This is a genomic window from Flavobacterium melibiosi (assembly GCF_048158545.1).
GTDB classification, from domain to species: Bacteria; Bacteroidota; Bacteroidia; order Flavobacteriales; family Flavobacteriaceae; genus Flavobacterium; species Flavobacterium melibiosi.
The window spans coordinates 189,737-213,388 of the sequence record NZ_JBLNKU010000006.1 but is presented as its reverse complement, the minus strand read 5'-3'; the positions used below and the strand labels follow the sequence as shown (position 1 = coordinate 213,388).

The following is a 23,652-nucleotide window of genomic DNA, read 5'->3' as shown; positions in this document are numbered from 1 at the left end:
AAAACTTTAAAAGTAATAAAAGAGGATTAAATATTTTGTAGTTTCTCAGTATAATTATAAGAAAATTAACTAAATGTTAGTCTCTTCTTGGTCTTCTTGGTCTTGGTGAATCGCCAAAGCTTTCAGAACGTCTTGGTGCTCTATCAGATGAACCTTCAGTTCTGGGTCTGTCAGATGAAAAACCACCTTCTCTTCTTGGAGCAGCACTTCTAGAATCGCTTCTTCCGCCAAAACCACCTTCTCTAGGAGCTGAATTTCTATCGCTTCTAAATCCTCCACCGCCTGAACTTTCTCTTCTTGGAGCAAAACTACCTTCTCTTCTTGGAGCTGAACTTCTTCCGCCACCAAAACTTCCACCAGAACTTCTTCCGTTATGATCACGTCTTCCGCCACCATCATTTTTAGAAATTTCAACATTGATTCTACGTCCTTCTAATTGTACGTTGTTCAATACTTCCATTACTTTATCAGTATGTTCCGGATCTGTGTTAAAGAAAGAGAAACCTTCTTTTACATCTACTTTGAAAACGTCATCACGACCTAAGTCTAATGTTTCTTTCAAGTAATCTTTCAATGACATCCAATCAAAGTTATCTCTAGAACCTATGTTCACGAAATATCTTGTTGCACCACCATTGTTATTTTCTCTTGGAGCACCATCTCTATCATCACGATCACGTCTTTCAGAACCTGAAGCTTGATTAGAAATATCTCTAGTTTTCTTGTAATAATTGATAAAACGGTTAAATTCAACCGATACCATTTTCTTGATTAATTCTTCTTTCGATAAACCTTCAAGTACGCTATTAATTGCAGGAAGATAGTTGTCAATTTCGTGATCAACTTCTGTATCTTTAATTTTATTAGCTAAGTGTAATAATTGGATTTCGCAGATTTCAATTCCAGAAGGGATTGTTTTTTCTTCGAATTTTTGTTTGATGATTCTTTCGATTGAAGAAATCTTACGCAATTCGCTTTTAGTAACGATTACAATAGAAGTTCCTAATTTACCAGCACGACCCGTACGACCTGAACGGTGATTGTATGTTTCGATTTCATCAGGCAATTGATAATTCACTACGTGAGTAATGCTATCAACGTCAATTCCACGTGCAGCAACATCAGTAGCTACAAGCATTTGGATTTGTCTTCCTCTAAAAGATTTCATTACACCATCACGTTGCGCTTGAGATAAATCTCCGTGCAATGCAGCAGCGCTGTATCCATCTTCAACAAGTTTTTCAGCAACAGCTTGCGTATCTCTTTTGGTACGACAAAAAACTACTGAGAAAATGTCTGGATTAGCATCAGCTAAACGTTTCAACGCTTCGTAACGGTCACGTGCATTTACAAGGTAAAATTCGTGAGAAACTGTAGCAGAACCTGAGTTTTTAGCTCCAACTGTAATTTCAATTGGATCAGTCATGAATTGTTTTCCAATACGTGCTACTTCAGCAGGCATTGTTGCAGAGAATAACCATGTGTTTTTTTCGTCTGGCGTAGTAGAAAGGATATTTACGATATCTTCGTAGAAACCCATGTTCAACATTTCGTCAGCTTCGTCAAGAATACAATAGTTGATTTGAGATATGTTTACTAAACCTCTATTAATCATGTCTTGCATTCTTCCTGGAGTTGCCACAATAATTTGTGCGCCTCTCTTTATGTCTCTCGCCTGTTCTGTTATGCTAGCTCCACCGTAAACTGCTACCACATTAATACCTTTTTCGTATTTAGAGTAGTTTTTAATTTCGTTGGTAATCTGCAAACAAAGTTCGCGTGTTGGAGATAAAATTAATGCTTGTGTGTTTCTGTTGTTGGCATCAATTTTCTGAATAACTGGAAAACCAAAAGCTGCCGTTTTCCCTGTCCCTGTCTGAGCCAACGCAACCATATCTGTGTCTTTTTCCAATAATAGGGGAATCGCTTTCTCCTGTACTTCGGTCGGATTTTCAAATCCTAGATCTAAAATCGCCTTCAGTAACGATTCACTCAATCCTAATTGTTCAAATTTATTCATATGTATTTTTAAAATAGGGTGCAAAATTACTGTTTATAATTCATATAAACTAATGCTATTTTAAGATTTAATGATTTATTGTGATTTGATTATCAGAAAGTTATGTTTTTTGTTTGCAATTTATGTATTTTGCTTTAAGAATTCAATGTGAAATTACGCCTTGAAATCTGTTATTTTGTTATAAAAATGTCGTATTGCAAAAATTTATTTATTTGCTTTCAGGAAGTCTATTAGTTGGAGTGTAGCTTTTCCTCTGTGACTAATTTTATTTTTTATTTTCAATGATAATTGAGCGAAAGTTTCCTGATATTCTTCAGGTTTAAAAATAGGATCGTAGCCAAATCCTTGATTGCCTATCTTTTCTAAAGTGATTTCACCTCTTGCGATTCCTGTAAAAAGATGCTGTTTACCATCTAAATTTAATGCAATGACCGTTTTAAATTGTGCCTTTCTATTATTCTTATCTGATAAGGCTTCCAATAATTTATTCATATTATCGGCTGCATTGCGTTGTTCACCAGCATATCGTGCGGAAAAAACTCCGGGTTCCCCATGTAAAGAATCCACTTCAAGTCCAGTATCGTCAGCAAAGCAATCGTATCCATATTTCTGAGTGACATAATTAGCTTTTAAAATAGCATTACCTTCAATGGTTTCTGCTGTTTCAGGAATTTCTTCATCACAACCGATACTTTCTAAACTTAGAATTTTGATTGTATCAGGAAGCATACTTTGTATTTCCAGAATTTTGTTTTTGTTATTGGAAGCGAAAACGAGTTGCATTTTATTGATTTTAATTGGATTCCAAAGATACATTTTTTTAACTATTTCATTGGGATGTTGCGAATAACAGTGTGAAGTAGTCCGAACTGCCTATTGATTGTAGCGATTTCTATTTTATTTGGTATTCAAAAACACGTTATGGACTAAGTGATTAAAAATCAACACGTTAATTAATGGTTAAAATGTTGGTTTTTAAAAATTTAACTAACATAAGTTATATCTTTGAATGTGGTTTTGATTAATCACTTGAGTAAAACCATCTGAAAAGAGAAGCTTATTCAAATAGTCATTTCATGCTGAACGGTATGAGTTGATAAATGGTGAATCAGAATCTACAATCGGAGGCCCTTTAAAAAGGCCTCCTTTTTTTGTGCTTCCTGCTGAAGTATTGTTGTTGGTTCGCGAAAGAAGTATCCGTTTTTTCAGGAATTTTATATTTTTTAAATTTTATCAAGGTAGCTTTTAATAGGAGTCAAGGGATTAATTATATAGAATAGTATCGTTTTAAATTTATTGAAAATTAATACGTTAATAATTGGTTAAAGTACTATTTTAGAATTGTTTAAAATAGAATTTGTCTTATCTTTGAGTATGATTTTGATTTGTTCTTGAATATAGCCATCTGCAAAGAGAAGCGTATTTGATAGTTAGTTGTATCGAAAGATATAAGTTGATAATAACAAATCAAAGTCTGAATTAGAGGCCCTTTAAAAAGGCCTCTTTTTTGTGGTTATTTGCCAGATAAATCAGATGGAAATTTTATTTTAAATAGTGGTTTTAAAATTCTAAAATCAAGACGTTAATTAAGAGTTAAAGTGTTTTATTAGAATGGTTTGGAATTAAATTTGCCTTATCTTTGAATATGGTTTTGATTTGTTCTTGAATATAACCATCTGCAAAGAGTAGTGTATTTGATAGTTAGTTGTATCGAAAGGTACAAGTTGATAACAACAAATCAAAGTCTGAATTAGAGGCCTGTAAAAAGGCCTCTTTTTTATGGCTATTTCTCATGTGTAGCCTTTTAAAAAGTTGATTTCTTCAAAATAATTACTATAAATATTTTTATTTAATTTGACTTGGCGAACATACATCGGTTGCTAATTTTTAGTATAGATCTTGCTTTTTAAAACACTAAAAAGCAATGTGTTAATTACGAGTTAAAGTGTTTTATTAGAATGGTTTGAAGCTAAATTTGTATTATCTTTGATTATGGTTTTGATTTGTTCTTGAATATAACCATCTGCAAAGAGTAGTGTATTTAATAGTTAGTTGCATCGAAAGATATGACTGATAATAACAAATCAAAGTCTGAATTAGAGGCCCTTTAAAAAGGCCTCTTTTTTATGGCTATGCACGAGAAAAATTGATTATTTTTTTCATTCCTGCTAATGTGATTAATTAGAAACAACTGTATTAATTCCTAAATTAACTTTTATGCTATTAATGACTGTGGTTTTAGCTTTATAAACTGACACGTTAACGATTAGTTAAAGTGCTAATTTATATCTATGATGGTAGAAGTAAATTGTATCTTTGAGTGTGATTTTGATTAATTACTTGAGTTACCAACCTTACAATAAGATATGATAATTCAATAGTCAGCTATACCTGTAAAAGTATAAGTTAGATAATGGTAAATCAGAATCAACAACTGGAGGACTGTAAAAGTCCTCCTTTTTTGTTGTAAACTTTTTAGTGTTTCGTAACGCTTTTTAAATTGTCGGGGAAATATAAATCAGGTAAATGAGCAAATTCATCGCCACGCATGAAAATGTTGATATCAGCATCAGTAAATTTTTTTTGCCAGCAGCTAAAAACTCGTTAGCAGCATATACAGGTGTTTTTTATAAAAATGAAAAACCCGCTCCGATTTATCAGTTACGACCAATTCTTTCATTAGCATTTTATTTTGGGTAGCTTACTCCTGTATAATATGCATTAGTATTACTTCACAACGCTTGAATACTGCCTAATGAAAACATGAATTCACGTGCGCAATTACAGAATAGGCCTGCATTAAAATAGAAATAGATAATAAGTGCAGTAATTCCTATATTCCTAAAACGAAAAATTTTTGTTTCACAGTGAAAGTTATTTCAGTTACTAATTTACCAAGAACATTAAAGATTTTGTGCTTTTAATACTATTATTTGAAATGAATTGTTTTATTTCACAAAAAAAAATACGATTTAAAAAGAGGTTAAAAAACTAAAAAGCTCTTTTTTACGTAAGTATTTTTGCCTAATCGTAATTTATTAAACATGAATAAAAAAAAATGCAACCTGTTTTCCATTGTTTTGAAATTATTGTTTTTCATGTTGTTTTTTACAAAAACCTATTCACAATATGTATTTAGAAGTGATGCAATTCCACAAGAATTTTCCTTACATAATTACACTTCAATTACAGATGTTGGCCAAAAAAAATTAGATATCCAATATGTTATTGCTAATTATAATGCATTAAATCCTAAAAAACTTCAAACTGAAAATGATGATTTGGGCTTTACTCAAAACCATTTTTGGACAAAAACAGAGCTAAAAAATGCTACCAATTTAACTTTAAATTACTATTTAGAAACTGCCCGACCAATAACAGATTTGGTAGAGTTGTATCTTATAGATGGGTTTTCCGGGATAATTACCAAAAAGGTAAGCGGTGATACTATGCCCTATTCTAAACGTAGTTTTGATAATCGTAAAACTATTTTTAAAATTGAAATAGCACCAAAATCTAGCTTGAAATTATTTTTACATCTAAAAAGCGATGGTGAAGTAATAAAAATGCCAGTAAAGCTGTATTCCTCAGAAAGTTTTATACAGATGGTTTCAAATGAGCAATTGTTTTTTGGGATATTTTATGGTATTTTGTTAATCGCAGCAATTATCTATTTTTTCTTCTTTTTTGCTTTGAACGAAAAGATCTTTTTATACTATAGTTTGTATGTTTTATTTGTTGGTTTGTTGCAATTTGCTTTAGATGGTTTTTTCTACAAGTTTATCACACCAAGTGCAGGATGGTTTTCTAACCATGCAGTGCTTTTTATAGCAATAATTGCCGTTTTTTTATCGGGTAAATACAGCGAATTGTATTTAAAAATCAAAACGAATAGTAAGAAAATTTATGTTTTATTCAAGGTAGCGTATGGGTTATTGTTCTTTTTATTGTTCTGTGTGATTTTTATTCCTTCAATCTTGTTGTTTTCCTATATTTTAGTTAATGTGCTTACACTGGTTTTTTTGATCTTAATTGTTTATTCAATAATCTATCTTTACTATAAAAGAAAACCGGTGGATTCTTTTTTTACCGCGGGTATTTTATTTTTGATTATTGGTTTTGGAATATTCATTTTATATAATTTCGGGTTGTTTCCTATTAACTTTTTTACTCAAAACGGTTCGAAATTAGGAACGGGTTTAGAAGTTATTTTTCTTTCTCTATCGATGTCTAATTTGATAAGAAATTTGAAAAATGAAAAAAATGAACTCAATCGGATTGCTTTGGTTCGCTCCGAAGAAATGAATGATTTGAAATCGTATTTTTTGTCGAATATCAGTCATGAATTGCGTACGCCACTAAACGCTATTATGAATCTAATTGATTCTATTTCTAATGAAGTTCAGGATGATAAAATTAGAAAAAATTGCCAAATCATAAAGTACTCTTCTCATAGTTTACTGAGTTCTGTGAATGATATTTTAGATTTTTCTAAAATTGAAAAAGGGGAATTGAGGCTAGAAAATAATCAATTTGATCCGGTGCAGGTTTTGGAACATTTAAAGAATAATGCAATCAATACCGCTAAAGACAAAGGGTTAGAATTTCAATTTTCAAAATCAGATACTATTCCTGATTTTTTAATTGGAGATGTGACCAGATTGGTTCAGGTTGTGAACAACGTATTGAATAATGCCATGAAATTTACGGCGACCGGTTTTGTGAAATTCACTATCGATAGTGCGTTGAAACCGAATAATAGAGCCAGTTTAATTTTGACTTTTTCGGATTCCGGAGTTGGGATTTCCAAAGATAAAATGGATCGTATTTTCGACTCTTTTTCTCAAAATAATATCGATAATAAGCGAAAATTTGGAGGACTTGGATTAGGACTCTATATTGTGAAGACTTTGGTTGATATGCAAAACGGAACCATCGAAATGGACAGTAAAATCAATGAAGGTACAACTTGCGTAATTACAATTGATTTTAATATATCGACAGAAAAGAAAAAGGTTGAGGCTCCTGCTAAAACTATCATTGACGATTTGGGAGGGAAGTCTATTTTAGTAGTTGAAGATAATCCCATTAACCAAATGGTCATAAAAATGATCACCAAGAAATGGCTGAATACGACGGTTGTTTATACCAATAATGGTCAGGAAGCCTTGGAAGCGTTTAAAACAAATCATTTTGATATTGTATTAATGGATCTTCAAATGCCAATCATGGATGGTTATGAAACTACTATCGCAATTAGAAATGGCGAAGCTGGAGCAGATAATAGCAACATTCCCATTATTGCAGTAACTGCCGATGTGATGGAAACAACAAAATTGCGTATTAAGGAAATAGGGATGAATGATTATTTGTCTAAACCCATTAAGAAAGAAACTTTATATGAGGCGGTTAAAAAATTAGTTTAACTAAAACGCAAGCGAACATACACATGTTTAATTCCTTTTTTATCGGAGTCTCTTTCATCAATTTCTAGAATATCAGTAAGAGATTTTAACATTGGAGTTAACTTAGTAAAGCCATAATTTCTTGGATCGAATTCGGGTTTTTTCTTCACGATGAGGTTTCCTACATCTCCCAGAAAAGCCCAGCCACTGTCGTCAGCGATATCTTCAATGGTTGATTCTATCAATTCAATAGTGTGTAAATCGACTTTATTTAAGCTTTTGGGCGTTGCTTTTTTAGTGTCGGTAGCCGTTCTTTTTGGTGATTTCTTTTTAATGGCGCCGTCTAAAACTTCAATGTAAATAAATCTGTCGCAGGCTACAATAAAAGAATTTGGTGTTTTTTGTTCTCCAATTCCAATGACTTTCATTCCGGATTCTCTCAATCGGATTGCTAAACGGGTAAAATCAGAATCACTGGAAACAATACAAAAACCATCCACTTTATCCGAGTACAATAAATCCATAGCATCAATAATCATCGCTGAATCCGAAGAGTTTTTTCCAACGGTATAACTGTATTGTTGAATTGGCGTGATAGCATGTTCCAATAATACACTTTTCCAACCTCCGGCATTTGGTTTGGTCCAATCGGCGTAAATACGTTTGGTGGTTGGTGTGCCAAATTTGGCTATTTCTTCCATCATTCCTTTTACATTACTGTAGGGAACATTGTCAGCATCAATGAGAACGGCTAATTTTAATTCTTTTGTATCTTCGGACATAAATTTCTAATGTTGAAATATTTATTCAAATATACAAAGTTTATTGATGAATACGCTTTTTAGCCCTGATCGTCCCGAAGTTTCGGGAGGCATCCTTTTGTGCTGTCATTGCGAGGAACGAAGCAATCTTTCTTGACAGGACAAAAGATATAGTGTAGAGCAGGAAATAACTCCTGATAGTCATCAAGATAAACCCTGAAAAATAAATTTACTTTCAATACCATTATAAAATTTAAATAATTATTTTTGCAACTTCTTAAAATTAAAATTATTACTTGATATATTATGGTAAAAGATTTATTCGAAAGGATTCAAAACAATAAAGGACCATTAGGGAAATGGGCTTCACAAGCGGAAGGTTATTTTGTTTTTCCTAAGTTAGAAGGTGAATTGGGTCCAAGAATGCAGTTTGCGGGAAAAGATGTTTTGAACTGGAGTTTGAATGACTATTTAGGTCTTGCAAATCACCCTGAAGTTCGTAAAGCAGATGCTGATGCGGCTGCACAATATGGAGCGGCTTACCCAATGGGGGCTCGTATGTTGAGTGGACACACTAAATATCATGAGCAATTAGAGAATGAGTTGGCAGCTTTTGTAATGAAAGAATCGGCTTATTTATTGAATTTTGGGTACCAAGGAATGGTGTCAATTATTGATGCTTTGGTTACTAAAAATGATGTGATTGTATATGATGTTGATGCACATGCTTGTATTATTGACGGGGTTCGTTTACATATGGGAAAACGTTTTACCTATAAACACAATGATTTAGAGAGCATGGAGAAAAATCTTCAACGTGCTACAAAATTGGCTGCAGAAAATGGCGGAGGTATTCTTTTTATTACCGAAGGTGTTTTTGGAATGCGTGGACAACAGGGAAAATTGAAAGAGATTGTTGCTATGAAGCAAAAATATAATTTCCGTTTGCTTGTAGATGATGCACATGGTTTTGGAACTCTAGGAGCAACAGGAGCAGGAGCAGGTGAGGAGCAAGGAGTGCAGGATGATATTGATGTTTATTTTTCAACTTTTGCAAAATCGATGGCAAATATTGGTGCTTTTGTAGCTGCCGACAAAGAAATCATCGATTACCTAAAATACAATTTGCGCTCGCAAATGTTTGCTAAAGCATTGCCAATGATTCAAACAATTGGTTCGTTGAAACGATTGGAATTGTTGCGAAATTCATCAGAATTGAAAGATAAACTTTGGGTAATCGTTAATGCTTTACAAAGCGGATTGCGTTCTAGGAATTTCAATATTGGGGATACTAATACTTGTGTTACACCAGTTTATCTTGAAGGAAGTGTGCCGGAAGCAATGGTTATGGTAAATGATTTGAGAGAAAATTACGGAATTTTCTTGTCCATTGTGATTTATCCTGTGATTCCAAAAGGAATTATTTTATTGAGAATGACACCTACAGCTTCACATACTTTAGCAGATATCGATGAGACATTAACTGCTTTTGAAGCCATTCGTGAAAAACTAGAAAACGGAACGTATAAAGAAATTGCGTCACGAACTAAAGTTGATTTGGACGCTTAGTTCAGTTTCAAAGTTTTATATGAAAAATCCATCAGTCTGACTGATGGATTTTTTTTTGGAATGAATTTAGCTATGAATGCGTACATTTATAAAAGTAAAATGGAAAATTTATGAAAAAAGTAATTGTATTAGGAATCGTTTTTATGAGTATTCTAGTTTCTTGTAAAAAAGAAAAGGAAGCAGTTTCAGCAACATCAGAAAAAATAGTTGTAGAAGAGCCTGTATCCGAGGAGTGTTACCGCACAATTTTAAAAAAGGATACGATTTCAATGACCTTGACTATAAAAGGAGATGAATTGACTTCAGGGAAATTAAGTTATAATTTCTATGAAAAAGACAAAAGCGAAGGCGCATTAGTTGGAGAAATACAAGGAGATACACTTTTTGCGGATTACACATTCATGTCCGAAGGTGTTTCCTCAGTTCGTCAAGTTGCTTTCTTGAAAAAAGGGAATACATATATTGAAGGTTTTGGAGATGTTGTCGATGAGAATAAAGGAAAAGTAACTTTTAAAGACAGGAAACAATTAAAATTTGAAGGAAATATCGTTTTGTCAAAAGTGGATTGTAAAATGTAATCTGCGTTTAAAAAATAAAATAATTTAAAACTAAAATATCCATAAACTGAGAGGTCTATGGATATTTTTAGTTTTGATATTACAATTTAATTTTTATAGATTCTTTAAAAAAGTACATCTTCGTTTGTGAACAACAGGATTGAAATGTTTCCATAAGTTATGAATGGCAAGGTTGTCCGCTAATTCAGGGGTTCTGAAACAATTGACAACTCCTTTTTCCTTGAACGTATGGTAATATTCATTGAAAATTATCGCTGTAACTGCTTTATTTTGATAATCGGGGTGAACGCCTATCAAATAGAAAATCATATCCTTACTTTGGTTCTTGGCTTTCAGTAAATGAAGGAATCCAAATGGGAATAATTTTCCTTTTGATTTTTGCAATGCTTCTGAAAAAGAAGGCATTACAATACTAAAAGCAACAATGTTATGGTCTTTATCTTCCACAAATTTGATGAATTCTGGATTGATAAAACTGATGTATTTTTTCTTGAAATACTCTTTTTGAATGTCAGAAATAGCTACAAAAGACGATAAGGAAGCGTAAGATTCGTTGAATAAATCAAACATTTTATCTACGTGTGGCATCACTTCTTTGGTAGTTTTGAAGTTAAGAGGACTTAATTGGTATCTTCTTTTTACCAAATCATTTGCCTTTTCAAAAAACTCTGGTTTTACGTTTTCGAAAGGGAATTTACTTTCTAAGTATTCTTTTTCTACCCTATAACCCAATTGCTCAAAATGACGGGCATAATACGGATGATTGTACCACGTAATCATAGTTCCAATTTCGTCAAAACCTTCCGTTAGGACACCAACTTTATCTAAATTAGAAAATCCCATTGGGCCTTCAACATGTTCTAGATTGTTTTTTCGACCTAATTCATATACTTTTTCTAAAAGTGCTTTCGTTACTTCGATATCATCAATCACGTCAAACCAACCAAAACGAACTTTCTTTTTTTGCTGGTCATTTACTTCACTCCAATTTATTATGGCAGCAATTCTACCTGCAATTTCGTTGCCTTTATACGCAATATAAAAGTAGGCTTCTGCATTTTCGAAAGCAGGGTTTTTAGTTTTATCAAAGGTTTCCAGTTCATCAACAATGATTGGTGGGACCCAGTATTTATTGTTTTTGTATAAGGAAAAAGGGAATTTGATATAATCCGTTAGTTCACTTTTTGTTTTAGCTTCTTTTATTGTAATCATTATTGTTTATGGTGTAGTTTCTATTTCGTCTTTGCGTTTTTTGTTGGCTTTTGATTTTGCTTTTTTCTCGGCTTTTGTTTGGGAATTACCACCGCTGTCAATACTCATTCGTACTTCTTGATAATTGGCATCATAACGCCAAGAAAAACCAACCCCGCCGTAAAGAACAGATGGAGTATTTTTAAGACTTGTACTTATGGATGCATCAATTTGCATGTCTTTATTCAATAAATAAGCAGCGCCTCCTCGAACAATAGCATCGCTATAAAAATCACTTTTAAATCCCTGGTTTTCTATAAATCCAGACCATTTATCATTGAATCCTCTTGTTAAAGTTACCACATAGCCATAACTTGGAAAATCAGTAGTGACATAATCTGCAATGATATTGGTTACAAAAACCCAACTTCCGTCACCTAAATGGTTTTGAGTAATCAACATGATTTTTGGTGATATGTTGGATTCAGGAGAAAAAGAATACGGATTATCCGCCATGGTGAAATTAGCTCCAGCAAATACAGAAACAGCAGGGATTAATTGATGCCAATTGAAAGTTCGATTGGCTTTCCAGCTGTATACATCGATTTTTTTTTCGTAATTTTTGAAAGGATCGTAAATCAAATATTTTGCTCCTAAAACAGTTTGCTTTAATGCTGATCTATTGGTACTATTGAATAATGTGGTAAATTCTTCATGCTGGTATTGTAAATCGGCTATCAATTCTAATTTTTCCATGAATAACCCCCATCTTAATGTGACATCCAGACCAAAACCATTAGCGTCATAATTCAATAAACTATGATTTTCTTTTATCCCATAAATACCAGTTTCTATTTGAATAACAGATTTTCCAACTGCAAAAGCAGACATTGTTTCACCCGGTCTGTTAGAATTTATTTGATCTGTGTGTTGGCCATAATGAATACTTGGAATCATTGAAATAGCAGCGATAAGTAAGATTTTGATTTTGGACATATTATTTTTTTGGGTTAAAAAGTAATAACGCTTTTCAAATGTACTATATTTTATTATTTATTTAAGAGAGATATTTTAATTTTGAACGGTTGATTTATTAATTTTGGAAAAAATTACACTTATATGCAAACAGCTTCTTTCACTGGTTTTATAAAAGCGCTTTTTTATATGATCGCTTTCTATTATATTTTTAGATTTTTAGCAAAACTATTTTTGCCATTATTGGTTAAAAAAGTAGTCGAAAAAGCTGGCGAAAATATGCAGAAGCAACAACAATATGCACAAGATAATACTTGGAAAAAAACACAAAGTAAGGATGAAGTAATATACAATACGGCAAATGCTAAAAATCCACGCGAAACCAAAAAAGTGGGAGAGTATGTTGATTACGAAGAAATAGATTAAATTTGTCGTTATTAGCACCGTTTTTACTCTAATCCAAACCATTTTACATTGAAAATAATAAATAAGTTCTATCCACACGCGTTAGCCATCCTTGGTTTTGTACTCCTATCTCTAACCTATTTTTATCCTGTATTACAAGGAAAGCAAATCTATCAGTCGGATATTGCTCAATATACCGGAATGGCTAAGGAACAAAACGATTTTAGAGTCTCTGATCATGTGGAACCTTATTGGACAAATTCAGCTTTTGGAGGAATGCCTACATATCAATTAGGAGCAAAATATCCGCATGATTATATTGGAGCGATAGATGATGTATTGCGATTTTTACCTCGCCCTGCGGATTATTTATTCCTGTATTTCCTTGGTTTTTATGGCTTGATGTTGGTTTTAAAAGTTGATCCTTTGAAAGCATTTTTCGGGGCTTTAGCTTTCGGTTTATCCACCTATTTGATTATTATTCTTGGAGTTGGCCATAATGCTAAAGCGCATGCTATTGCTTATATGCCATTGGTTATTGCCGGATTTATTCTGGTATTTCAAAAAAAACATATTCTGGGAGGTTTGATTACGCTCTTCGCGACAGCATTAGAAATCAATGCGAATCACTTCCAAATGACGTATTACTTATTGATTTTCTTGTTGATACTTTCGGGTTATTTTATTTATCAGGCTTTAAAAGACAAGGAATATAAATCGCTGTTGTATTCGTTTGGAGTTCTTGTGGTAGCAGGAATTTTTGCTATTGGAGCTAATGCAACAAATTTATTGGCCACAGCCGAGTATGCTGATTTTAGTACTCGTGGTAAAAGTGAATTAACTTTTAATCCTGACGGTTCAAAAATGACTGGCAATAGTGCGATGACTCGGGATTATATTACGGAATACAGTTACGGGATAGCCGAAAGTTTTAATCTTATTGCTCCAAGACTTTTTGGAGGTTCTAATAATGAGGCTCTTGGGACAGATAGTAAGATGTATGATTTTATGATTGGTCAAGGAGTACCTGAAGCACAGGCGAACGATTTTGTTTCTGGAATGCCAACGTATTGGGGTGATCAGCCTATTGTAGCTGCACCAGCGTATATTGGAGCAGTCGTTTTCTTTTTGGGAATTTTAGCTTTGTTTATTGATAAACGAAAAATTAAATATGTATTTCTTTCTGGAGCAATCGTAGCGTTAGTACTTTCCTGGGGTAAAAATTTTCCTGTTTTGACAGACTTTTTTATCGATTACGTTCCTATGTACAATAAGTTTAGAGCGGTTTCTTCAATACAAGTAATTTTAGAATTATGTTTTCCTGTTTTAGCAATTATGGGATTACAATCTTTTTTCAAATTAGAAAAAGAACTGCAATGGAAAGCCTTGTGGCAATCTGGAACTGTAGCCTTAGGGACTATTTTGATTTTGGTTTTCTCTAAAAGCTTGTTTAGTTTTTCTGGGGGAAGTGACAGTTATTTTCTGGAAAGTTATGGGCCTAGTTTTGTAGATGCGCTTAAGGAAGACAGAAAGAGTTTGTATAGTGCTGATTTGTTGCGTTCCGGTTTCTTTATTCTGATTTCAGCTGGGGTTTTATGGTTGTTTATAAAAAATAGATTGACCTCAAATACGGCTATAATTTTCGTGGGGCTTTTAATGATTTTTGACTTGTTTTTTGTAGATAAAAAATATGTTTCAGGTAAAGATTTTGTGAGCGGAAGAGAAGTTGAAGCACCGTTTCAGGAAAAACCTTCGGATGTGGAGATTCTTAAAGACACGACTCATTACCGAGTTTTTGAAGTAAGTGGTAATTTATCAAGCGCCAGAACTTCTTATTTTCATAAATCTATAGGAGGTTATAGTGCGGTGAAACCAAGGAGGATGCAGCAATTATTTGATTATCAAATTGCGAAAAGCAATATGGAGATTCTGAATATGCTCAATGTGAAGTATGTTATTCAAACTGATAAGGAAGGCAAAGAATTTCCAACTTCGAATCCGAATGCTAACGGGAATGCCTGGTTCGTAAGTCAAGTAAAATTGGTGAATTCTGCTGATGGAGAGATGAAAGCTTTGGATAGTTTGGATTCTAAAAATGTGGCGGTTGTAAATAGTAAAGATTTTGAAATTAAAAATACGGCTTTCGCCAAAGACAGTTCAGCGACTATAACTTTAGAAAATTACAAACCTAATTACTTGAAATATGTGTCTGATAATTCAAATGAAGGTTTAGCTGTTTTCTCCGAAATCTATTATGGAAAAGGTTGGAATGCCTATATTGATGGAAAAAGTGTGTCTCATACTAGAGTTGATTACGTTTTAAGAGCTTTAAACATTCCAGCAGGAAAACACACGATTGAATTTAAGTTTGAGCCTCAAGTGATAAAAACCGGAAGTACGATTACGTTGATAAGTTCAATAGGAATGCTGTTGCTATTAATTGGAGGGATTTATTTTGTGCAGAGAAGAAAGCAAGTAAATTAGAATTGAATAGGAATTAGTCGAAATGTTTTTCTAAAATTGTACATTTGAATATGAAATCTTTATATAAAAAGGAAAATAGATTGTCCCAAAAAGAAACTAAAACTTCTGATTTGCAAAAGTTGTATTCTGAAAGAATAGAAAGGTTTATGGCTTTGGTCGAAATTTCGTACGCCTTAAAAACTGCACCAAGAATTATCCAGAAAAAATAATGCTTCAAGAAATTTTAGACATTTGGGAAAAACTTGCCGAAAACAATGTTCGTTATCTAACTATTGGTGGATTGGCAGTAAATATTTATGGTTATACCAGAAATACTGGGGATATTGATATATTGATTGACGATACTATTGAAAACAGAAAAAATCTTCGTCTCGCTTTTGCAGCAATTGGAATTGGAGATTTTCCATCAATTGAAACCATGCAATTTGTTACTGGATTTACAGATTTCACTATTTCTTATGGCTTGAGATTAGATGTGATGACTTCCATTAAAGGTTTAGAAAACGAAAATTTTGACAGTTTACTACAAAATTCAACTATTGTTATCTTGAAAGAAATTCCTGTTTATTTTTTAGATTATGATAATTTGATAAAAGCTAAAAAAGCTACAAACAGACCCAAAGATATTCTAGATATTGAAGAGTTAGAAAAACTAAATAAAAAAAAATGATTGAAGATTGTTGATTAACGATTTTTGACCCGAGCCTGAAAGAGCGAACAGGCGAAGCATTTCAGAAGTTTTTAAGTTAAACTTCTAAACCTTAAACCTTAAACTTTGGAACCAAAGAAAATCTTAATAATTACCTATTATTGGCCACCGGCTGGCGGACCTGGCGTTCAACGTTGGCTTAAGTTTGTGAAATATTTGCCTGATTTTGGAATTCAGCCTATTGTTTATATACCAGAAAATCCAACGTATCCTATTATAGATGAAAATTTGATTAAAGAAGTTTCAGATAAAGCGATTATTCTGAAACAGAAGATTTTTGAACCCTATCAACTGGCTTCATTTTTTTCGAAGAATAAAACCAAAAAAATCAGTTCTGGAATTATTCCAAATCAGAAAAAGCAATCTTTTCTGGATAAAACCTTTCTATGGATTCGTGGAAATTTATTTATTCCCGATGCACGTGTTTTTTGGGTAAAACCTTCGGTTACCTATTTGGAGAAATACATTGTAGAAAATAATATTGATACGATTGTTACTTCGGGGCCACCACACAGTTTGCATCTTATCGGATTAGAATTAAAACAGAAATTAGCCTTAAAATGGTTTGCTGATTTTCGGGATCCGTGGACAACTATTGGATATCACAAATCATTGCGATTGTCGAGTTTTGCTGCCAAAAAACACAAAGCATTAGAACATCAGGTTTTGAATACTGCTGATACAATTATCGTAACTAGTAAAACTACTAAAACTGAATTTCAAGCTATTACCACTAAACCAATTGCGGTAATAACGAATGGTTATGATATCGAAGAAGTCGAAAAACAAACCTTGGATTCTAAATTTACTTTAGCACATATTGGTTCTTTTCTTTCCGAGAGAAATCCTTTGATTTTATGGGAGAGTTTGGTTGAATTGATTAATGAGATTCCAGATTTCAAATCGCATTTAGAAGTGAAATTGATAGGTGCTGTAAGTCAGGAAGTTTTGGAAACGATTACTCAATTCGGGCTAAATTCCTATTTGAATAATTTGGGTTATGTTTCGCATTCAGAAGCCATTGCACACCAAAGAAAATCACAGGTTTTGTTGCTTATAGAAATTGATTCCGAAGATACTAAAAGCATTATCCCAGGAAAATTATTCGAATATATGGTTTCTAACAGACCTATTATTGCGATTGGTCCTAACGGATCTGATTTTGCCGAAATCATAACTGAAACCAATACAGGCGTATTTTTTGATTATTCAGAAAAAATGAAACTTAAAAGTGTAATTTTGGACTTTTATAAGCAGTTTTTGGAGGGAAAATTACAAGCAAACGGAGTAGGATTACAACGCTATTCCAGAAAAAATCTCACCAAAGAATTGTCACATCTAATCCAAAAAAATTAGGAGTTCTATCTACTTTTAACTTTAAACTTTAAACGCCTAAAATGGGAATAGTATTAAATCAATCTTTAAAGAATACAATAATCACTTATTTAGGTTTTGGGATTGGCGCAATAAACACTCTTTATTTATACCCTGTCTTTTTAGGAGATACCTATTATGCCGTAACAGGTTACATTCTTTCGTGTGCAAATGTTATCATGCCTTTATTTGCAATAGGAATGCAAAACACGTTAGTGAAATTTTATTCGCAATACGAATCAGACATGGAAAGATCCCGGTTTTTATCTTTTACGGTATTGTTTCCTCTGCTATTGTGCATTCCTTTAATATTGTTGGGGTTGATTTTCTTTGATGATATTTTAATATTTGTTTCAAAGAAAAATCCAGTGGTTAAGGATTTTATTTGGCTTATTCCATTTATAGGGTTATGCATGGCTTATTTCGAAATTTTTTATGCTTGGGCCAGAGTCCATATGCATTCGGTTTTTGGAAATTTTGTTAAAGAGGTAGGACTTAGATTGTTTTCATTATTTGCGCTTATTGGAGTCTATTATAAATGGATAACGGTTGTAGAGTTTGTTTATGTAACAGCAGGAATTTATTTCTTGGCACTGATTATCACAATGGGGTATGCGTTTTATATTAAAAAACCTGATTTCCAATTCGCTATACCTCATAACGTGAAAAATATAATGGAGTACACTTTTTATATTATTTTATCAGGAAGTGTGGCTAATTTGCTATTGGATGGGGATAAAATTATGCTTAACCAATACATGATAATTGAAAATATAGCCTATTACTCCGTAGCTACTTATATTGCTTTAGTTATATCGGTTCCAAGCCGGGCGATGCATCAAATTGTTTATCCAATTACAGCCAGGCTGATGCATGACAACAAGCATGATGAATTAAATGATTTGTATAAAAAAACATCTATTAATTTACAAGTAGTCGGTGGTTTTGTGATGTTGGGTATTTTTGTTAATATCAATCAGTTGTATGAAATGGTACCAAAAGAATACAGCGGTGGTATTTTAGTTGTTTTTATGATTGGATTGTCTAAATATTTTGATTTGATATTAGGGAATAACAATGCTATTATTTTTAACACAAAATATTATAGAGCCGTTTTATTTCTAGGAGTCTTTTTAGTTGCTGTGGCAATTGGACTAAACATGATCTTTATTCCAATATACGGTATTATGGGGTCCGCTTTCGCGACTTTATTGTCAATAACTTTATATAGTATAGCCAAGTTACTTTTTGTGGTCAAACGTTTGCATTTGTATCCGTTTACAATTCAGACTATATACTCTTTATCGATTACATTCTTCTTATTTCTATTGTTTTATTTCTGGGAATTTCCTTTTAACCCAATAATAGCCATAGGATTAAAATCAGTTTTGGTTACCGTTTTATATGTTTATATCAATTACAAATTTGTTATTTCTATTGAAATAAACCAAGTAATGGATAATATATTGAAAAAGCTCAAAATCAAATTGTAATAAATTTGTTCTGTTCCAAAAACGCTCTAATACCAACTCTTAAAAAAGATTTCTAATTTTTGGAATCTATATTTCATTTATATTCTAATTGCTTATTAAGACTGCTTTTTTTAAGCTGATAAGTGATTTATATAGTGTGAATTATGTAATATTTTTCAATTATTATGTAATATTAAAAAGCTCTTTTAAAAATATATTTGTATTCTATTTTGAGTTTTAGATATGCTGACCAAATTATAATAATAATTGAAAAATCACTAGAAGTGGGTATTGTGAAAATGACGTATCACTCTTATTTTTGCAATTAATATTTTTACGTAATATTTTAAAAAACAATAATAAATAGCTAAAGTAATTTACCCCCAATGATTATGCAAAGCCATCAATACATAAACGAAGAAAGTTTACAAAAGTTTTCTAATATCTTAGCTAATAAAATCCACCATGGATTTACTATTATAGAAAGAAATGATACTTTGCCTTTTGCGGTTTTATCAAAAGGTAGAAAAGAAGTAGATCACGGGTTTAATTTTTTGCTTTGTTGTCTGACATTAGGTTTATGGTCCGTTGGTTGGATTTACTTAACTTATGTTTCTTCTAAAGAAAAAAATATAGTGATAGCCATCGATGAAGATGGAAATACATTTGAAGAAAAATGCTATTCTGAATAGATTCTTATAATTTATCCTTCAAGTATTTCCCCGTGATTGATTTTTTTATTTTCACGATTTCTTCGGGAGTTCCTACAGCTAATAATTGTCCACCATTTTCTCCTCCTTCAGGGCCTAAATCAATAATCCAGTCGGCACATTTTATAAGATCAAGGTTGTGTTCAATTACTAATATTGAATGGCCTTTTTCTATCAATGCATCAAAAGAAGCTAATAGTTTCTTGATGTCATGAAAATGTAATCCGGTTGTAGGTTCGTCAAAAACAAAAAGAGCTTTGTCTTTTGTGGCTCCTTTTACCAAGAATGAAGCGAGTTTTATGCGTTGGGCTTCTCCACCGGAAAGTGTAGAAGACGATTGCCCTAATTGCACATAACCCAATCCCACATCTTGTAAAGGTTGCAATTTTTGAGTTATTTTGGCTTGTTTATTGGATGTAAAAAAGGCAATTGCATCGTCAATAGTCATGGTGAGAATATCGTGAATGTTTTTACCTTCAAAAGCTACTTCTAAAACCTCTTTCTTAAAGCGTTTTCCGTTACAGGTTTCACAGGGCAATTGTACATCGGCCATGAAAACCATCTCTACATTTATGGAACCTTCTCCTTTGCAAGTTTCACATCTGCCGCCATCAACATTAAAAGAAAAATGTTTGGCTTGATACCCCCTTATTTTTGATAGTTTTTCTTTGGCATACAATTCCCGAATATCATCATACGCTTTAATATAAGTTACCGGATTAGAACGGGAACTTCTTCCTATTGGGTTTTGATCTACATATTCAATATGCTTGATTTGCGAAAATGAACCAGTAATTTCAGTAAATTGACCTGCTTTTTCACCTACATTTTCCAGCTTTTTTTGCATGGCAGGGAAAAGGATTTTCTTAACAAGCGTACTTTTTCCGCTTCCTGAAACTCCAGTAATAACCGTTAATACATCTAGTGGAAATGTAACATCTATATTCTGCAGATTATTTTCTCGGGCTCCTTTTATTTCTATAAAATTCTTGAAAGGTCTTCGTTTCTTGGGAACCGAAATTTCTAAATCACCATTCAAATATTTTGCTGTAAGTGAAGTCGATTTTAGGATTTCATCAAATGTGCCTTGAGCAACTAAATTACCGCCAAAGGTTCCTGCCTCTGGACCTATGTCAATAATCATATCGGCCGCTTTCATGATATCTTCGTCATGTTCTACCACAATGACAGTATTTCCTAAATCACGAAGCGATAGCAATACTTTTATTAAGCGTTCCGTATCTTTTGGGTGTAAACCAATACTGGGTTCATCCAGAATATACATGGAGCCTACTAAGCTACTTCCTAATGAGGTTGCTAAGTTGATGCGTTGCGATTCCCCACCCGAAAGGGTTGCTGAATTTCTGTTTAAAGTAAGATAATCCAATCCTACTTCGGTTAAAAAGGATAATCTATTATTGATTTCCACTAACAATCGTTTCGCGATTTGTTTTTCATAAATATCTAAATCAATATTTTCGAAAAAAGTCACTAAATGTTTAATAGGTAAATCAACTAAATCAGAAACAGTTTTAGAATTGATTTTCACATAAGAAGCTTCTATTCGCAAGCGTTTGCCTTTACAGGAATAACATTTGGTTTTCCCTCGATAGCGAGAAAGCATAACTCTATTTTGGATTTTATAATTTTTTTCTTCCAATTCCTTAAAAAAATCATTTAAGCCTTGGAAGTAGTTGTTCCCATTCCAGATTAATTCTTTTTGATCTTCAGATAATTGATAAAAAGGTTTGTGAATAGGAAAGTCAAATTTATAGGCATTATTTACCAATTCGTCTCGAAACCAGCTCATACTTTCGCCTCTCCAAGGAAAAATGGCATTTTCATATACAGATAAGGTCGTATTTGGTACGACTAATTCGGCATCAATTCCAATAATATTTCCGTAGCCTTCACAAACAGGACACGCTCCGTATGGATTGTTAAAACTGAATAAATGTACGTTTGGTTCCAAGAAAGTAATTCCATCCAATTCAAAATTATTAGAATAAGAAAATGTTTTATCCGAATTTAATTCCTGTAAATAACAAATCCCTTTACCTTCAAAAAAAGCAGTTTGAACCGCATCTGCAAGTCGGTTGTAGAATTCTTCTTCTTCTTTGACAACAATTCTATCAATAATGAGCTTTATGTCTTTATTATCTAAAGAATGTTGGTCTATTTCGTCTAAACGAATCATTTCATTACTAACCAGAATCCTCGCAAAACCTTGTTGTAAAAGCACTTTTAGTTTGTCTTCCAGTTTTCTGCCTTCTTCCAGATGAACGGGAGCAAGAAGTAGCCATTTGCTGTCAAGTTCAAAAGTTTTTACATCGGTAACCACATCAGTAACCGTGTTTTTTTTGACTTCTCTCCCAGAAATAGGTGAATAAGTTCTTCCGATTCTGGCAAATAGTAATTTTATATAATCGTATATTTCTGTTGAAGTTCCCACTGTAGAACGGGCGTTTGTCGTATTTACTTTTTGTTCAATTGCAATTGCTGGAGCAATTCCTTTTATATATTCAACCTTTGGTTTGTCTAATCGACCAAGAAATTGTCGTGCATACGATGATAAACTTTCTACATAACGACGCTGCCCTTCTGCGTACAAAGTATCAAATGCCAAACTTGATTTCCCAGAACCCGAAAGTCCTGTGATAACCACTAATTTATTTCTTGGAATAGCAACATCTACATTTTTTAGGTTATGTACTTGTGCGCCTTTTATGATGATATTTTTCTTAGGATCTAATTTCGAAAGGTCAACTTGCATAAAAATGATAATTTTTACAAAAGTAATCAATTTTCGTCGGAGAAAATAGGTTGAACAAATCACAAATTTTGGAATGTTAATGGAATGGAATCAGAAATACAGTTCTGCGAATTCTTTATTACCATTAAATTTCTTGTTAAATAGTTTTATAGATGTAATTTTTAATTTTTAAACATAATAGTTTTAAAAATAATAATTTTTCGTCTTGTTATTACGTATATTTATATCACCCAAGTGTGAAATATTAGCCTGAATTTTAACATTTTTATTCTTTAGATATTAATTTTCCTTAAATTTATTTGCTTGTTAAAATAATTATTTGCTAAATTTGAGCAATAAAATAAACATTAATTAATCATTAGCCTATAGTATAAAACTACTTTTTAGAGAAAATTCTCCAATTTTAATTAAAAACTAAAAGGTATAACTATGGCTAATACACAACTTCCAGACGCATTATTGGTTCAGGATTATGTTGCAGGTAATGAAGATGCCTTAGCTTCATTAATCAAAAGACACGAATCAAAAATTTACGGTTTTATATATTCTAAAATCTCTGATAGAGATACATCGAATGATATTTTTCAAGATACCTTTATTAAGGTAATAAAAACCTTAAAATCAAATTCTTATAATGAAGAAGGAAAATTCTTACCATGGGTGATGAGGATTTCTCATAATCTTATTGTTGATCACTATCGAAGAACTAAAAAAATGCCAATGTTTAGAGAAACAGAGGAGTTTTCTATTTTTTCAATAATGTCCGATGATTCTCTTACAATAGAAAACAAAATAATATCGGAACAGGTCGAAATGGATTTGAAAAAACTTATTGAAGAACTTCCTATAGACCAAAAGCAAGTTTTGGTCATGAGAATGTATCAAGATATGAGTTTTAAAGAAATTTCTGAAACAACTGGAGTCAGTATCAATACTGCTTTAGGTAGAATGCGTTACGCATTAATGAATCTAAGAAAAGTTATTGATAAACATCAAATTGTTTTGACCAATTAACAATAAATCCAAACTCGCTGCGTTGTAATATAAAAACAAATTTATTACAATATGGCAAAAATTTACTCTAAAAAATCATTAGTTAATAACAAGATGAAGCCCGAGAAAGAAATCGTTTCTTTTTTATTGAATTATTCAAAAGCGTTAAGCATAATAAAAATAGAAGATAAAAGTTTCGAAATTATATCTAATTAAAACAGACTGATTTAAGT

General features: G+C 32.4%; 18 protein-coding genes and 1 pseudogene. 12 read left to right on the top strand and 7 right to left on the bottom strand.

Going from position 1 to position 23,652, the window contains the following annotated elements; translation table 11 throughout:
* Nucleotides 1–76: 76 nt before the first annotated feature.
* From ACM55F_RS09620 to ACM55F_RS09610, 3 genes and pseudogenes are all read right to left on the bottom strand, one after another.
* Nucleotides 77–2,020 (bottom strand): DEAD/DEAH box helicase, encoded by a 1,944-nt coding sequence (locus tag ACM55F_RS09620; protein ID WP_416853586.1) that lies wholly within the window; start codon nt 2,018–2,020, stop codon nt 77–79.
* Between the two features lie 204 nt (nt 2,021–2,224).
* The gene (locus tag ACM55F_RS09615; protein WP_416853585.1) at nt 2,225–2,803 is read right to left on the bottom strand and encodes a non-canonical purine NTP diphosphatase; all 579 of its coding nucleotides are present in this window, start codon (nt 2,801–2,803) and stop codon (nt 2,225–2,227) included.
* A gap of 1,692 nt (nt 2,804–4,495) precedes the next feature.
* Nucleotides 4,496–4,806: pseudogene (locus ACM55F_RS09610) on the bottom strand (glutamate synthase-related protein); the annotation flags it as partial.
* Between the two features lie 258 nt (nt 4,807–5,064).
* Here ACM55F_RS09610 and ACM55F_RS09605 point away from each other — a divergent pair.
* Nucleotides 5,065–7,446: a hybrid sensor histidine kinase/response regulator gene (locus ACM55F_RS09605; RefSeq protein ID WP_416853584.1), complete on the top strand. Its 2,382-nt coding sequence runs from the start codon at nt 5,065–5,067 to the stop codon at nt 7,444–7,446.
* Here ACM55F_RS09605 and ACM55F_RS09600 read toward each other — a convergent pair.
* On the bottom strand, nt 7,443–8,207 hold the full coding sequence (locus tag ACM55F_RS09600; RefSeq protein ID WP_416853583.1) for an NYN domain-containing protein: 765 nt from the start codon (nt 8,205–8,207) through the stop codon (nt 7,443–7,445). The genes ACM55F_RS09605 and ACM55F_RS09600 overlap by 4 nt on opposite strands.
* Before the next feature lie 285 nt (nt 8,208–8,492).
* Here ACM55F_RS09600 and ACM55F_RS09595 point away from each other — a divergent pair, with 285 nt between their 5' ends.
* Together ACM55F_RS09595 and ACM55F_RS09590 are read left to right on the top strand one after the other, a co-directional pair.
* Nucleotides 8,493–9,755 carry an aminotransferase class I/II-fold pyridoxal phosphate-dependent enzyme gene (locus ACM55F_RS09595; protein WP_416853582.1) on the top strand — a complete coding sequence of 421 codons (1,263 nt, stop codon included), beginning with the start codon at nt 8,493–8,495 and terminating at the stop codon, nt 9,753–9,755.
* Between the two features lie 110 nt (nt 9,756–9,865).
* Nucleotides 9,866–10,333, top strand: a complete 468-nt coding sequence (locus ACM55F_RS09590; protein WP_416853581.1) for a hypothetical protein — start codon at nt 9,866–9,868, stop codon at nt 10,331–10,333.
* A gap of 93 nt (nt 10,334–10,426) precedes the next feature.
* Here the strand turns inward: ACM55F_RS09590 and ACM55F_RS09585 are convergent, their stop codons facing one another.
* Both ACM55F_RS09585 and ACM55F_RS09580 read right to left on the bottom strand, forming a co-directional pair.
* The gene (locus tag ACM55F_RS09585) at nt 10,427–11,545 is read right to left on the bottom strand and encodes a GTP cyclohydrolase (RefSeq protein WP_416853580.1); all 1,119 of its coding nucleotides are present in this window, start codon (nt 11,543–11,545) and stop codon (nt 10,427–10,429) included.
* Between the two features lie 6 nt (nt 11,546–11,551).
* Nucleotides 11,552–12,520, bottom strand: coding sequence for a transporter (locus ACM55F_RS09580; protein WP_416853579.1), 969 nt, complete (start codon nt 12,518–12,520; stop codon nt 11,552–11,554).
* 123 nt (nt 12,521–12,643) lie between these two features.
* Here ACM55F_RS09580 and ACM55F_RS09575 point away from each other — a divergent pair, with 123 nt between their 5' ends.
* The 7 genes from ACM55F_RS09575 to ACM55F_RS09545 all read left to right on the top strand — a co-directional run bounded on the left by ACM55F_RS09575 (nt 12,644) and on the right by ACM55F_RS09545 (nt 19,635).
* Complete coding sequence (locus ACM55F_RS09575; RefSeq protein ID WP_416853578.1) at nt 12,644–12,925, top strand: DUF4834 family protein; 282 nt, start codon at nt 12,644–12,646, stop codon at nt 12,923–12,925.
* A gap of 48 nt (nt 12,926–12,973) precedes the next feature.
* Complete coding sequence (locus ACM55F_RS09570) at nt 12,974–15,388, top strand: YfhO family protein (RefSeq protein ID WP_416853577.1); 2,415 nt, start codon at nt 12,974–12,976, stop codon at nt 15,386–15,388.
* 50 nt (nt 15,389–15,438) lie between these two features.
* Entirely contained in the window at nt 15,439–15,597 is a 159-nt protein-coding gene (locus tag ACM55F_RS09565) for a hypothetical protein (RefSeq protein ID WP_416853576.1), read from the top strand.
* Nucleotides 15,597–16,058 carry a hypothetical protein gene (locus ACM55F_RS09560; protein WP_416853575.1) on the top strand — a complete coding sequence of 154 codons (462 nt, stop codon included), beginning with the start codon at nt 15,597–15,599 and terminating at the stop codon, nt 16,056–16,058. The genes ACM55F_RS09565 and ACM55F_RS09560 overlap by 1 nt, the downstream gene beginning before the upstream one ends.
* A gap of 105 nt (nt 16,059–16,163) precedes the next feature.
* On the top strand, nt 16,164–17,453 hold the full coding sequence (locus ACM55F_RS09555; protein WP_416853574.1) for a glycosyltransferase family 4 protein: 1,290 nt from the start codon (nt 16,164–16,166) through the stop codon (nt 17,451–17,453).
* Nucleotides 17,454–17,494: 41 nt separating this feature from the next.
* On the top strand, nt 17,495–18,964 hold the full coding sequence (locus tag ACM55F_RS09550) for a lipopolysaccharide biosynthesis protein (RefSeq protein ID WP_416853573.1): 1,470 nt from the start codon (nt 17,495–17,497) through the stop codon (nt 18,962–18,964).
* Nucleotides 18,965–19,335: 371 nt separating this feature from the next.
* Nucleotides 19,336–19,635, top strand: a complete 300-nt coding sequence (locus tag ACM55F_RS09545; protein ID WP_416853572.1) for a hypothetical protein — start codon at nt 19,336–19,338, stop codon at nt 19,633–19,635.
* 4 nt (nt 19,636–19,639) lie between these two features.
* On the opposite strand, the gene uvrA is transcribed toward ACM55F_RS09545, so the two are convergent.
* Nucleotides 19,640–22,426 carry an excinuclease ABC subunit UvrA gene (uvrA, locus tag ACM55F_RS09540; RefSeq protein ID WP_416853571.1) on the bottom strand — a complete coding sequence of 929 codons (2,787 nt, stop codon included), beginning with the start codon at nt 22,424–22,426 and terminating at the stop codon, nt 19,640–19,642.
* A gap of 429 nt (nt 22,427–22,855) precedes the next feature.
* Here uvrA and ACM55F_RS09535 point away from each other — a divergent pair, with 429 nt between their 5' ends.
* Entirely contained in the window at nt 22,856–23,440 is a 585-nt protein-coding gene (locus ACM55F_RS09535) for an RNA polymerase sigma factor (RefSeq protein ID WP_416853570.1), read from the top strand.
* A 51-nt stretch (nt 23,441–23,491) separates the two neighbouring features.
* Entirely contained in the window at nt 23,492–23,635 is a 144-nt protein-coding gene (locus tag ACM55F_RS09530) for a hypothetical protein (protein ID WP_416853569.1), read from the top strand.
* Nucleotides 23,636–23,652 lie beyond the last annotated feature (17 nt).